The organism is Cupriavidus sp. 8B, assembly GCF_054589115.1.
This window is the reverse complement of the sequence record NZ_BAAILO010000654.1, coordinates 19,241-32,969: the sequence shown is the minus strand read 5'-3', so window position 1 is coordinate 32,969 and position 13,729 is coordinate 19,241. Positions and strand designations below refer to the sequence as shown.

At 60.1% G+C, this 13,729-nt stretch carries 9 protein-coding genes and 2 pseudogenes; 9 read left to right on the top strand and 2 right to left on the bottom strand.

The annotated features are described in order from the left end of the window. The first annotated feature begins 397 nt into the window (after positions 1-397). From ACYP5B_RS52460 to ACYP5B_RS52445, 4 genes and pseudogenes are all read left to right on the top strand, one after another. Positions 398-1,279 (top strand): HpcH/HpaI aldolase/citrate lyase family protein, encoded by an 882-nt coding sequence (locus ACYP5B_RS52460; RefSeq protein ID WP_459575396.1) that lies wholly within the window; start codon positions 398-400, stop codon positions 1,277-1,279. A gap of 1,019 nt (positions 1,280-2,298) precedes the next feature. Beyond that, positions 2,299-2,493: pseudogene (locus ACYP5B_RS52455) on the top strand (CoA transferase); the annotation flags it as partial. 84 nt (positions 2,494-2,577) lie between these two features. Further along, a pseudogene (locus tag ACYP5B_RS52450) lies at positions 2,578-6,024 on the top strand (pyruvate carboxylase). Between the two features lie 218 nt (positions 6,025-6,242). Continuing rightward, complete coding sequence (locus ACYP5B_RS52445; RefSeq protein ID WP_459575399.1) at positions 6,243-7,403, top strand: acyl-CoA dehydrogenase family protein; 1,161 nt, start codon at positions 6,243-6,245, stop codon at positions 7,401-7,403. A 341-nt stretch (positions 7,404-7,744) separates the two neighbouring features. Here ACYP5B_RS52445 and ACYP5B_RS52440 read toward each other — a convergent pair whose 3' ends face one another. Further along, complete coding sequence (locus ACYP5B_RS52440; RefSeq protein ID WP_459575395.1) at positions 7,745-8,056, bottom strand: ProQ/FINO family protein; 312 nt, start codon at positions 8,054-8,056, stop codon at positions 7,745-7,747. 99 nt (positions 8,057-8,155) lie between these two features. After that, the gene (locus ACYP5B_RS52435; protein ID WP_459575393.1) at positions 8,156-8,941 is read right to left on the bottom strand and encodes a fumarylacetoacetate hydrolase family protein; all 786 of its coding nucleotides are present in this window, start codon (positions 8,939-8,941) and stop codon (positions 8,156-8,158) included. Positions 8,942-9,377: 436 nt separating this feature from the next. Between ACYP5B_RS52435 and ACYP5B_RS52430 the strand changes: the two genes are divergently transcribed. From ACYP5B_RS52430 to ACYP5B_RS52410, 5 genes are all read left to right on the top strand, one after another. After that, on the top strand, positions 9,378-9,962 hold the full coding sequence (locus ACYP5B_RS52430) for a cupin domain-containing protein (protein ID WP_459575391.1): 585 nt from the start codon (positions 9,378-9,380) through the stop codon (positions 9,960-9,962). Between the two features lie 90 nt (positions 9,963-10,052). Continuing rightward, a complete protein-coding gene (eno, locus tag ACYP5B_RS52425; protein ID WP_459575390.1) occupies positions 10,053-11,339 on the top strand; it encodes a phosphopyruvate hydratase in 1,287 nt (428 codons plus the stop codon). A 75-nt stretch (positions 11,340-11,414) separates the two neighbouring features. After that, a complete protein-coding gene (locus tag ACYP5B_RS52420) occupies positions 11,415-11,975 on the top strand; it encodes an NADPH-dependent FMN reductase (RefSeq protein ID WP_459575388.1) in 561 nt (186 codons plus the stop codon). 119 nt (positions 11,976-12,094) lie between these two features. Beyond that, positions 12,095-13,108, top strand: a complete 1,014-nt coding sequence (locus ACYP5B_RS52415) for a VOC family protein (RefSeq protein WP_459575386.1) — start codon at positions 12,095-12,097, stop codon at positions 13,106-13,108. Between the two features lie 17 nt (positions 13,109-13,125). Further along, a complete protein-coding gene (locus tag ACYP5B_RS52410; protein ID WP_459575384.1) occupies positions 13,126-13,659 on the top strand; it encodes a carboxymuconolactone decarboxylase family protein in 534 nt (177 codons plus the stop codon). Positions 13,660-13,729 lie beyond the last annotated feature (70 nt).

The following is a 13,729-nucleotide window of genomic DNA, read 5'->3' as shown; positions in this document are numbered from 1 at the left end:
CGTTTTTCGAAATCATGCAATCGGAGCGCTCTGTTTCCGACCTGAAGGATGTAGTGGGGTGGGGAGGGAGGGAGGACCTGGAGGGTTCGTTCTATGACTGGTTCGGTGTCTCGTTGCACACCGTTTCCCGGCTCAGGGAGGGGCGGCCGTAGCCGCCCGCGTTGGCGCAAGGCGGATCACACAGCGCTCGGTCAGCCGCATTCGTCAATGACGAATGGGGCATTCCGGGAACGCGGTTTGACGAAGACCGCCGCCGCAGGCAATCTTTGCAAGACAAGGGCCTGAAATCAGGGAGTACTCAGGATTTTGCATGACATGGAGTGCGCGCGCGCGCGTCAAAGTATCGAAATAGGCGGCAGCGATGTCCGCCAGGCAGGAGGGGAACATGAGTATAGGTATGCCGGGCCATCTGCGTTCACTGCTGTTCGTGCCAGCCGATAGCGATAGAAAGCTGGAGGCCTCCTTGCGCTCGGGCGCGGATGCGCTGGTGTTCGACCTTGAGGATGCTGTGCCCGAGGAAGGCAAGGGGGAAGCCAGAAAGCGGCTTTCCGCCTTTCTCGATGCGCATCGAGAGTCGATGGCGGCCTCGTTCTTTGTGCGTATCAACGGCCTGGCCACGGCGCACATGCTCGACGATCTTGCCTGCGTCGTGCGCCATTGTCCCGATGCCGTAGTCTTGCCGAAATGCCGGAGCGTCGAGGATGTGCACCGGCTTAGCGATTTCCTTTGTGCCTACGAGCACATCCTGCTTGGTGGCAAGCAGCAGACGGGCATCATCGCCATGGCAACGGAGACGTCGGAGGGCGTTTTTGGATTGTCGTCGTACCGGAACGCTCCGATGCGGCTTCGGGCGCTGATGTGGGGCGTGGATGATCTGGCCGCCGACCTGGGCGCCTTCTCGTCGCATGCAGGGCGGGAGCTGACACCGCCGTTCTCCGTAGCGCGAACGATGTGCCTGCTGGCGGCCGCCCAGGCCGGCGTCGACGCGATCGATGCGGTCAGCACCAAGCTTGGCGACGAGGCTCAGATTGTGGCTGAGGCGGCCCAGGCGCGACGCGATGGATTCGTCGCCAAGGCGGCCGGGCATCCCGACCATATCGCCGCGATCAATCGGGCGTTCCTTCCCAAGGAGGAGGAAGTCGTTTGGGCCAGGAGCGTGGTTGCGGCGTTCTCCAAGGTAGGTGCGTCGGGTGTGGTGCGGCTCGGCGATACGATGATCGACAGACCGCATCTTCGCCTCGCGCATAGGATTCTCTGCCGGGTCGATGGGGAAGACTGATTGGTGGGCGGGCTCGGCTCAGGCAATTGCGCCGCCTGGGCCGGAATCGTTTTGGTTTTTGGGCGCAAGGGCAGAACGGTTGGTTTTTGGGGTTTATCTGTGTTTTTACGGCGGCGTTGGCTTTTGCACCCAAAAGCCATACGACATCCCCCTGCGGGGGGCTGCCGGTCACTTTTCCTTGACCGGGAAAGAAAACTAACGAAAAGAAAGCCGCCCTGCCGGGGGCAGAGCAATAAGGCCATTTGGGCCTCGTTTGGTTGCGTCGTACGGCCCCCGAGTGTTGGCTGGCGAGTCCTGCCGGCTTGAAGGTCATCGTAACCGCATGACCCATGGGTTACGTGGTGAGGCCCCTGACCTCGCGTGCGGTGCGCGTTCGGCCATCTGCCGTTCGCAGCGCTAGGTCCTGCGCCGTTTCGGGTGTGGCTGGTTTCGTGGTTTTGTCTCTGGCGGTGGGCGTCCTTCCGGTTGATGCCCTGCCGTACCGGCGCTGCCGGCTCCTTGCTATCAACTCCCCTGGTTTCGTGGTGGGCACCGTGGCCCGGGCAGAACTGTTATCCAGGGCCCGTCCAGCCGCCTGCGCAACCTCGATGAGTTCGCGAGAGATTCGCTTCCTCCGCGATACGCGAAAACAGCCTTAAACCAGCGAGGTCGAAATGCTTGGTGTTTTCCTTCAGCACGATGCTATCAACTTCCCCGTTTCGCTCGCGGATTGCGAACGTAGATTCGTTCGGAGGTGCGCGGCTAGATCTCCCCCGTCTTCGATGCCCTCTGAGGGCGTGTTCGGGTACATCGAATGACTGCTTCGAGAAAGCGAGATTTACTTGGATAGGCCTGCCTGACAGACTTTCAAATGCGTGCAGCGGTAGGCGACGTGGAAATAGAAGACATTCGTGCCTATGCGCCACGCATACCGGCCGCTGCGGCAAGCCCCAAGGTCAAGCGACAACCGCGGACTGATCCCACCGACGTTGTCATGCGCAAATCCTGCGCGGACGGCGCATTCTCCGAATGAGGTTGTCATGCGTCCTCTGGACGGCATTACCGTAGTCTCCCTCGAACACGCAATCGCAGCGCCATTCTGTACGCGCCAACTGGCAGACCTTGGCGCTCGTGTGATCAAGGTCGAGCGCCCCAAAGTTGGCGATTTTGCGCGTGGTTATGACGAGCGGGTTGCCGGTATGTCCTCGCACTTTGCCTGGACCAACCGTTCCAAGCTGTTGACCTCCTCAAACGTGCCGGCCATTCCCCTGCGTAGGGAATCCTGAGCTAAGAAAACTACTACCGACCGACTCCTCCCCATGAAGAAGATCCAAAGCCTCCTTATCGCCAACCGCAGCGAGATCGCGATCCGGGTGATGCGTGCAGCCAATGAGCTCGGCATTCGCACGGTGGCCATCTACTCGCATCAGGACCGCTTTGCGCAACATCGCTTTAAGGCCGATGAGAGCTATCTTGTGGGTCAGGGTAAGAAGCCAGTCGATGCCTATCTGGATATCGAGGATGTCCTGCGGGTCGCGAGGGACGCGGGCGTCGATGCCATTCATCCGGGGTACGGATTCCTGTCGGAGAACCCCGTGCTTGCCGAACGCTGCGAGCAGGAGGGTATCCTGTTTATTGGCCCGAAAGCCGGTGTCATGCATGCACTCGGGAACAAGGTGTCGGCGCGCTCACTGGCACAAAGTGTTGGGGTGCCCGTGGTTCCTGCCACCGATGCACTGCCGGAGGACATCGACAAGATCAAGGGGCTCGCTGCGGCAATCGGCTATCCGCTCATGCTGAAGGCTAGTTGGGGCGGTGGCGGCCGAGGAATGCGGGCTATCCACCACGAGGGAGATCTCGCCGAATCGATCGCGGCGGCAAGGCGCGAGGCGAAGGCAGCGTTTGGCAACGACGAAGTCTACCTGGAAAAGTTCATCGCTCGGGCCAAGCACGTCGAGGTCCAGATTCTCGGCGACCAGCATGGCAACATCATCCACCTCTTCGAACGCGACTGTTCCGTGCAGCGCCGCAACCAGAAGGTTGTCGAACGGGCTCCGGCGCCGTATCTCGACGATGAGCGGCGCACCGCGTTGTGTCACCAGGCCCTGAAGCTTGCCAACGCGGTGTCGTATACGCACGCTGGTACTGTCGAGTTCCTCTTGGACGCCGATACGCAAGAGTTCTACTTTATCGAGGTCAATCCGCGCATCCAGGTCGAACATACCGTAACCGAGGAGGTCACGGGGATAGACATCGTTAAAGCGCAGATCCGAGTGACCGAGGGGGCCAGAATAGGTGAGCCTGCATCCCATATTCCTGCTCAGGAGGCGATCAAGTTGCAGGGGCATGCGGTGCAGTGCCGTGTTACGACCGAGGACCCTGAGAACGGCTTCGCGCCGGATCATGGCAAGCTCACCACCTATCGCAATGCCGCGGGCTTCGGGATCCGGCTAGACGCCGGTACGGCATACACCGGCGCCGTCATTACGCCGTTCTACGACTCTCTCCTGGTCAAGGTGACTGCCAAGGGTAGGGACGCGGCCGAGGCGAACCAGCGCATGTCTCGCGCGCTGCGCGAGTTTCGCATTCGCGGTGTTGCTACGAACCTGGCCTTCCTCGAGAACGTCATTGATCATCCGGAGTTTCTGGCGGGCCGTTGTACTACCCGGTTCATCGACAATACGCCGGACCTGTTCAATTTCCGGCACCGTCGCGATCGGGCCTCCAAGCTTCTCCGCTTCATTGGCGACGTGAATGTCAACGGGAATGCGGACGCCAAAGGAAGGACTCCAGCGAGCGCGTTTGTCATGACGCATCCCCTGCCGGTTGGCCAGCTAGCGCCTGCCGCTCCGGACGGGACTCGATCGTTGCTGATGAAGCTGGGCCCGAAACAGTTCGCACAATGGATGAAGGACAGCCAGGGAGTCCTGCTAACGGACACCACGATGCGCGACGCGCATCAGTCGCTGCTTGCGACGCGCATGCGCACCCGGGACATGCTGGCGATCGCGCCGTACTACGCGCAAAGGCTGCCTGGCCTGTTCTCCATGGAGTGCTGGGGTGGCGCAACCTTTGATGTGGCCATGCGCTTCTTGCGCGAAGATCCCTGGCAGCGCCTGGAGAGCCTCAGGGAGGCTGTGCCGAACATCCTGTTCCAGATGCTGCTGCGTGGCTCCAATGCAGTTGGCTACACAAATTACGCCGACAACGTCGTTCAGTAGTTCGTCAAGCGGGCTGCTGCCAGTGGCGTTGACCTCTTCCGCGTGTTTGATTCATTCAACTGGGTGGTGAACATGCGGGTGGCGATGGATGCGGTGGTGGAGGCCGGTGCGCTTTGCGAGGGTGCGATCTGCTACACGGGTGATCTGTTCGACAGCACGCGGGGCAAGTACAACATCCAGTATTACGTACGCATCGCGAAGGAACTCGAAAGGGCCGGGGCTCATGTCCTGGGAATCAAGGATATGGCGGGCGTTTGTCGGCCCGACGCTGCGCGCGCGCTCGTCACTGCGCTCAAGCAGGAGGTGGGCCTCCCCATTCACTTCCACACGCACGACACCAGCGGCGGGGCGGTAGCGTCGGTGTTGGCTGCGATCGAGGCCGGCGTGGACGCCGTCGATGGTGCGATGGATTCGCTGAGTGGCTTGACCTCCCAACCTAGCCTCGGCGCGATTGCTGCTGCACTACAGCATCACGAGAGGCGACCGGAGGTTCACCACAACGAGTTGGAGCCGTTTTGTACCTACTGGGAGTCGGTTCGCAAGAACTACGAACCGTTCGAAGCTCAGATGCGGGCGGGAACCTCCGATGTCTACCGGCATGAGATGCCGGGCGGGCAATACACCAACCTTCGCGAACAGGCTCGTTCGTTGGGGCTGGAGGCCAGTTGGTCCGAGGTAGCCCAGGCCTACGCCGACGTCAACGTGTTGTTCGGCGATATTGTCAAAGTGACGCCATCGTCGAAGGTAGTAGGCGACATGGCGTTGCACCTTGTCGCCAATCAACTGACAGCAGACGACATCAGCGATCCCGAGAAGGAGACTTCAGTCCCAGACTCGGTGATCTCGATGTTCCGTGGCGAGATGGGTTACCCGGCCGACGGCTTTCCGAAGGAACTGCAGCGGAAGATCCTGCGCGACGCCAAGCCGATCGAAGGGCGCGCAGGCGCTCACATTCCCGCGGTCGATCTCGAAGCAGTCCGCAGCCAGGCGGAGGGGGAGGTCGGTAAGCCAATCTCTGACAATGATCTGGCGTCGTATCTAATGTATCCAAAGGTGTTCAAGGAATTCTGCGCGCATCGTGAGCAGTTTGACGACGTGTCGATCCTTCCCACACCGGTGTTCTATTTCGGGCAGCGAGTTGGCGAGGAAATTGCCGTCGACATCGAGAAGGGTAAGACGCTGTTCGTCGGGCTCAATGCGCAACAGGACGTGGATGTCGATGGCGCGGTCAGGCTTTACTTTGAAGTAAACGGCCAACCCCGACCGATCCGTGTCGACCGGCAAGTTGCGGGGTCGTCATCGCGTGGAGCGCGGATGGCGGAGGGCGGCAACGGGAAGCATGCGGGAGCACCGATGCAAGGAGCGGTGATCCTTGTCGCGATATCGGTCGGCCAAACGGTGGAAAAGGGAGACCGCCTTGTCGCCATCGAAGCCATGAAGATGGAAACGAGCGTGGTGGCAGAGGTAGGTGGGGTGGTGAAGAGCGTGTTGGTGTCGAACGGTGATCAAGTGCGGACGGGGCAACTGCTTGTGGAACTGGAGTAGACGCTGGTGTATGTCTTCGGCTACGGCATCTCTGTGAAGCGCTTCGCCTTCAAGGGTGTCGGACCGACGTTTTCCGGCCAGCCGTTCCATGTCTGTGGTCGGAAGGCAAGCAGACGGAAGTTCGGTCGTCTTGTGGATTAGGCAGGCCGACGGTTCGCTCGCGATGAGCGCAACGGCCGAACTCGGCTAATCAAAACAAATCGAATTGGAGAGCGTTGATGCTGAACAAGATTGATGAGTACCAGGAAATTCGTGAGGCGGTCAGGGATCTGTGCAGCCAGTTCTCTGCGGAGTACTTTCGCCAGATCGACGAGCAGCGCAGCTATCCCGAAGAGTTTGTGAATGCGCTGACCAATGCGGGCTGGCTGGCGGCGCTGATTCCCGAAGAGTACGGCGGTTCCGGCCTTGGCCTGACGCAAGCCTCGGTAATCATGGAGGAGATCAATCGCTCCGGCGGAAACTCTGGCGCATGTCACGGCCAGATGTACAACATGGGCACGCTACTGCGCCACGGCTCGGCCGCACAGAAGAAAGAGTATCTGCCGAAGATCGCGAGTGGCGCCCTGCGCCTGCAGTCCATGGCCGTGACGGAGCCGACCACCGGCACGGACACCACCAAGATCAAGACGACCGCCGTGCGCAAGGCAGACAAGTATGTCGTCAACGGGCAGAAGGTCTGGATCTCGCGAGTGCAGCACTCAGACCTGATGATCCTGCTGGCGCGGACGACTCCTCTCGCCGAGTGCGAGAAGAAGTCGGAGGGCATGTCGATTTTCCTGGTGGACCTGCGGGAAGCCATTGGCAACGGCATGACGGTCCAGCCCATCCTCAATATGGTCAATCATGAGACCAACGAGCTGTTCTTCGACAACCTGGAAATCCCGGTCGAGAACCTGATCGGGGAGGAAGGCAAGGGCTTCAAGTACATTCTCGACGGCCTGAACGCCGAGCGCACGCTGATTGCCGCAGAGTGCATCGGCGATGGCTATTGGTTCATCGACAAGGTCACGAAGTACGTCAACGAGCGGATCGTGTTCGGTCGGCCCATCGGGCAGAATCAAGGCGTGCAGTTTCCGATCGCGAAGGCGTTTGTCAACGTGGAGGCCGCAAGCCTGATGCGCTTCAATGCCGCGAAGCTGTTTGATGCGCACGAATCATGCGGGGCCGAAGCGAACATGGCGAAGCTGCTGGCCGCCGATGCCTCGTGGGAGGCGGCGAACGCCTGCCTGCAGTACCACGGTGGCTTTGGATTCGCCGCAGAGTATGACGTTGAACGAAAGTTCCGCGAAACCCGTCTGTATCAGGTGGCACCGATCTCGACGAACCTGATCCTGTCCTACGTTGGTGAGCATGTCCTCGGCATGCCGCGCTCGTTTTGAGGTGGGGCGGGCTCGTCAGCGTGCCGGCTCGGGGCGATTGGGTACTTGACGTACCTGGCTACGCGCTTTGGCGTATCGTCGGACTGTCGGGTTGGTGCTGATCTGCACGATCCGGAGCCGGTGCAGCATCTGCGTGCAGGTGATCGACTCGATGGTCTGGGCCGCTAGTTTACGTGATTGAAGTGCCGGGCCAGCCGACAGGCTACGTCGCTCGCTTCAAAGGAGACACTGCCGACGCGCCCATTCTGTTCAGTGGGGGATACGCTTTGGGCGAGCTCGGTGTAAGCGGCCATTCATCACACGTTGATCTTGCCGACTGGACTCGGGAAGATGGCGTGCATCTAAATTCGATGGACGTCTATGGACTTCAGAAGCTTGCCTCGCCGACGCCACAGCGCGGAATTCGGGAGTGCCGTCCTGGCGGCGTGCAAGGAACCCGAGGCCTCTGTGGCGGCAACGTGTCCCGCCGACCGCCCCGTCAGATCCACGCGCGGGGCACCATCCACCAGGCAGGTCCAGTAGCGGGTGCTTCGGCACCAGGTCCGGATCGCGTTGCGCAGTACCGACTCCGACAGTTCGTATGTCCAGCATCGAGGTCGCCGCCGACGGGGTGCGATCCAAGGATCGACGTCTACACAGTCGGTGTCGGGCATACAAGAAACCGAAGAAAAATCTCAACGGAAGGCTATCGACAACGCGAGTCTTCGAGAAGCAGGGACCCGGGAAGCGGCATCGCCGAAACCAATCGTGCCTCAGGACTGGATATCGGTAGCGGATATGACGTTGTTGCGAAGGACGCCAATTCCCTCGATTTCCACTTCAATCGCGTCACCAGCCTTGATGGGGCCGACGCCAGCGGGAGTCCCCGTCATGATCAGGTCGCCAGGTAGCAGCGTCATGTACTTGCTGAGGTAAGCGATGATCTGCGGAACGTTGAAGACCAGATCCGCGGTGTTTCCATCTTGCCGAACTTCACCATTTACCCGAGTAACGATGCTCAGGTTCGACGGATCAAGTGCCGTGGCAATGACAGGGCCGATCGGTGCGAACGTATCGTAGCCCTTGCCGACGAGCAGACATCCGAACTTGCTTTCACGGTGCTGCAGAACCCGGTCGCTGACGTCATTCCCGCATGTGTAGCCCAGCACGTAGCCGAGTGCGTCCGGCTCTGATACGTGCCGTGCTTCCTTGCCGATCACAACGGTGAGCTCGCCTTCGAAATGGATATTCTGGCCGTCGGGCGGGTAGACAATGCCGTCCCCGGGGCCAATGACCGTCGTGCTCGGCTTCATGAAAAGCACCGGTATCTCGGGACTTGCCTTACCTACCTCCTGTGAGTGCGCGCGATAGTTGTACCCGAGGCCGAACACTCGCGGGCGCTCAATCGGCGTCAATATCTGCACTGCATCGACCGCGTCAACCTCGCCGCTGCGCTGCAGGTCCTGCAGGGGCGAGCCAGCCAGTCGATCGATTCTTCCGTCCTGCTCAACGATTCCATAGTGAGCACGGCCGCCGGTCAAGTATCGAATGATTTTCATGGTGCATTACTTGGGTAGATCGTGCTAACGATAGCAATTGATCTCAGAGATGTCAATGCCAATTGCGCAGGGGCTCACTATTGACTTGATGATCCGCACGCTGCAAACTAATGCTAACGTTCGCATTTTGATGGGCATCGCAGATGCAATGAGCCAACTTCGGTTGTGGTGTAAGCGGCACAACGGGCTCTTGGTTCACTCGAATTCGGGCAGCTTTAGCCAATTTCTGCGCCGCGCAGGGCTTGCGGCGATGCGAACTGGATTGCGCATGGTTCGATGGTTGCGGGTGCTGCGGTGGTACCTGCGATGCCGGTTAAGGCTCCGCACCAGCATGCGGTGCTGGCGGGGCCGGTCGATGTGCAGCGACGGCGGGCGCAGCCCACCTGCGCTTATCGGAGACCGTACCGTCAGACGAACGGTCGAAATGGAGGCAACAATGAAATTCGAATCACAAGAAGAGGCAGGATTGCCGGTTGGCGTCAGGCGCGTAGTGACCGGAAGCGGCGGGGGCGGGTCCGAGGTGGCGTTGGATGACACTCCGCCGCGTTCAGACGTCTTCCGGCATATCCCAGGAATGGTATCCCGTCTTGTTTGGGCGACATCAGCGGGGTCGTTGCTGCCCTTCGATGGCATCGACCCGACGCTTGCCGTGGGAAGCATCGTCCCCGGCGCCGGCGAGACCCGGTTCCTTGTCGTCACGTTCCCGCCGGACAGTGTGTTCTCGTCGCCAGCCTTCGATCCTCAGGCCGCTTCCCAGGAAAACGCAAAGATCAGCCCGGGGCTTGCGGAACTGTTCGAGCCGGACGGAATGCACGCAACGCCGAGCATCGACTACGGCATCGTGCTCGACGGCGAAATCTGGCTGGAGCTTGACGACGGTAGTGTCACGCACCTCCGGCAGCACGATCTCATCGTCCAGAACGGCACGCGGCATGCATGGAGAAACAGAAGCGAGCGCGCGGCTAGCGTCGCATTCGTGCTGATTGGTGCCATGAGGGAGCGTGACCAGATAGCGCGATAGCGCTGCGCAGGATCACATCGCCAACGCGTTCGGACCGGCCATCACTATGCGATTTTCCGGGGTAATCAAGGCAACTACAGGAGAGTATGTATGACCGATACAACCATCACCCGCGTGCACGGCCGTCGCGTGTGGGATTCCCGCGGCCGCCCAACCGTTGAGGTGGAGGTGACGCTCGCATGTGGCGTGACGGGGCGTGCCATTGCGCCAGCGGGCGCATCAACCGGCAGCGCAGAGGCGCTGGACCTTCGCGATGGCGGTGCCTCTTTCGGCGGCCTGGACGTCGCCAACGCGGTCTCTTCAGTGAATCGCGACATTGCGGACATGCTGAAAGGCCGCGATGCTTCGGGCCAGGCCGCCATTGATAGAGGAATGGTGGAACTGGACGGTACCGTGAATCGTGGGCGACTGGGCGGCAACGCGCTGGTCGCGACCTCGATGGCCGTGTTGCACGCCGCGGCCGCTGCAGCGCGGACGCCGATCTGGCGCTACCTGGCCGGCAACCAGGCGGTACGCATACCGCTTCCCGAGATCCAGATCTTTGGTGGCGGTGCTCATGCGGCGAGACGGGTTGATGTTCAGGATTTCATGGTGATGTGTCCGGGCGCGAGCAGCTTCGCTGAGGCGCTGGATTGGACCGCGGAGATCTACCGAGCGGCCGGCGCGCTGATGAAAAGGGCCGGCAAGTTGCAGGGGGTTGCAGACGAGGGCGGGTACTGGCCCGCGTTCGACAGCAACGAGGAGGCGCTGGACGCGCTGGTATCCGCGATTGCCGATGCAGGTCTGGCTCCTGGCTCAGACGTGGGCATTTCGCTTGACATCGCGGCGTCCGAGTTTGGCAGCAACGGCCGCTACACGCTTGCCCTGGACGGACGCACCCTGGACACGGAAGGCATGGTCGAGATGCTTGGCGGCTGGCTGGCCAATTATCCAATCCTCTCAATCGAAGATCCGTTGGCGGAAGACGATCCGGCCGGATTCGGCATTTTCACAAAAGAGTATGGATCGAGATGCCAGATTATCGGGGACGATTTCCTCGTCACGAATGCTGGTCGGGTGGCCAGAGCCGCCGCCGCTGGCCATGCCAACGCGGTGTTAATCAAGCCGAACCAGGCAGGCACGGTAACTGAGGCGCACGAGGCGCTTATAGCAGGGAAAAAGGCTGGTTTTGGCACGATTGTGTCCGCCCGATCAGGTGAGACTGAAGACGTGACGATCGCGCACCTCAGCATCGGCTGGGATGCCGGCCAGCTCAAGGTTGGTTCGTTCTCCCGTTCCGAGCGTACCGCCAAGTGGAACGAAGTACTGAGGATCGAGGAGTCACTTGGAACGCAGGCCGTCTTCAGTGGCTGGTCCGCCCTGCCATTTCATCATTGATGCGCCACGGAAGGTGGCAGAACGGGCGGCCGTCGCGGGCACCCGTTGTGATTCAGTTTAAAAAGGTAACCGCCAATGCCAGACCTTAACCTGTTGGGGATATCAGGAAGCCTGCGCCGGGAGTCGAGCAACACTTCTGTGCTTCACACGCTGCAAGACTCGATGCCAGCCGGTATTGAAATGTCCGTGCTGACGCTGCACGGTATTCCTCCGTATGACCAGGACCTCGAGCGGGAAGGTGTGCCCCGCACCGTTCAGGAATTCAGGTCTGCCATTGAAGGAAGCGATGGCGTCATCCTGTGTTCACCGGAATATAACTGCGGAATGCCCGGTGTTCTGAAGAATGCCCTCGACTGGGCGTCGCGTCCTGCCTTTGCGTCGCCCATGACGGGTAAGCCAGTGCTTATCGTTACGAGTTCGCCCGCTTTTACCGGGGGCGTGCGTGCCCAGGCACAACTGCGGGAGGTTCTCGCCGGTATGTTGGCAAGGGTCATTGTCTGGCCGCAGGTCGTCATTCCCGGGGTGTACGGCAAGATCGAGGGCGGCCGCCTCGTTGATGAGGCAAGCCTCAAATTCCTGCTGGATGCGGTGGGTGCCTTTGCTGCAGAAATTGCAGCCCTCCCTCGCTATTCGTAACATTCTGTGCGAACGTAAGCATTGCTAAGTGTTGTCCTGATTGACATTCTATTCTTTAAATCCTAGTATCGTGCTAACGTTAGCGCAGTTCTTCCAACACTCATCAATATGAGGTTCGTATGTTGCCACGCGTCAATCTTCGGCCGCCTTTTAACATCACCCGCACAAGCCATGTCGTGCTGCATGTCGCGGATCTGGCGAAGAGCCGTGAGTTTTACGTCAATATCGTAGGGCTGGTCGTCTCCGACGAGGACGATCAGGTCTGCTACCTGCGCGGACTGGCGGAGGCCTGCCACCATAGCCTCGTCCTTGTGCAGACTCACGGCGAGCCAACCTGCAAGCGACTAGGCTTCCGTGTATTTTTTGATGAAGACCTGGATTCGGCGTATCACTTCTTCAAGGCCGAGGGATTGCCAGCGGAGTGGGTCGACGTCGAGCACCAGGATCGCACGCTGCATGTAACCGATCCGATTGGCACGAAGATCGAACTTTGCGCGACGATGGAGACGCGCGAACGGCAATATCTGAAGCGCGAGTTGTTTAAGGGTGCGCACGCGCAACGACTGGATCACGTCCAGATCATCGCTCCCGACACCTATGCGCTGTGCGAGTTCTACAGCCGCCTCGGCTTTCGGAATTCGGAGTACCTCGCTCACGGCGACAAACTGCTCGGTGCGTTCATGTACCGCAAGGGTACGTGCCTGGATCTGGCGATCGTGCAGGGAGAGGGACCTCGCCTGCATCACTTCGCTTATACCGTATCGGAGTCGCACAATATTTTCGAGGCGTGCGATTTTGCAGGTATCTATGGCTACGGCACCGAGGTCGAACGCGGCCCGGGCCGGCACGGCCCGGGCGGCATGCTCTTCGTCTACTTGCGTGATCCCGACGGACACCGTGTCGAGCTTTTCAACAGCCACTATCAGACGATCGACACGGAGATCGAGCCGGTGCGTTGGGAAGCGGCCCAGCTCAGTACCAGTGTGCGCTGGGGGCTGCCGGCGCCTGCGCGCTGGTATTTCGAAGCGACCAAGTTCGAGGCTACGTCGCTCATCCCGCCCCTGGAAAAGCCCAGCCCTGAAACCCTCGAAAGCTATGTCCAGAAACAGCTTTCGGCAAACAAACAACTGTAGGAGGAGGATTGCAAACCATGGCACGAGTTAAATACCTTGATCGCTCGGATAGCAGTGATGCGGATCACGCCATTTTCGACAGGCTGGAACGCGAGCGGAAAGTCCCTACGGCCAACATCTTCAGGGCGCTCGCAAACGCGCCTTTGATTCTTGACGAATTCCTGTCGTACGCAAACGCGCTGCGCGCCTCGGAGTTGAGTCCCAAGCTTCGGGAACTCGCGATCCTTACCGTCGGGCATTGCACAGGGTCGGTGTATGAAATTGCGCATCACCAGTCGCACGGGCTGAAGGCCGGTATCAGCGAAGAGCAATTGAATGCGGTTGCGAACTTTGAAGAGTCGCCGAGCTTCGATGCGCACGAGCGCGCCGTGATGGCACTCGCTAAAGAGTCCACGCTGGCGGTGAACGTCAGTGCAAAGACGTGGAATGCAGTTGCCGCTTTCCATTCGGAGCGCCAACTGGTCGAGCTGGTGTTGACGATTGCCTGGTACAACTCCGGCGTTCGCATCATGGGTGCGCTCGACATCGAGCTCGAAGAAGGATATCGCTGAGCTTCAACGACAGTCGGCCTTGTGTGTTGCGCGTATGGAAGGTTCTCGCGGATATCCCCTGACCCAAGTG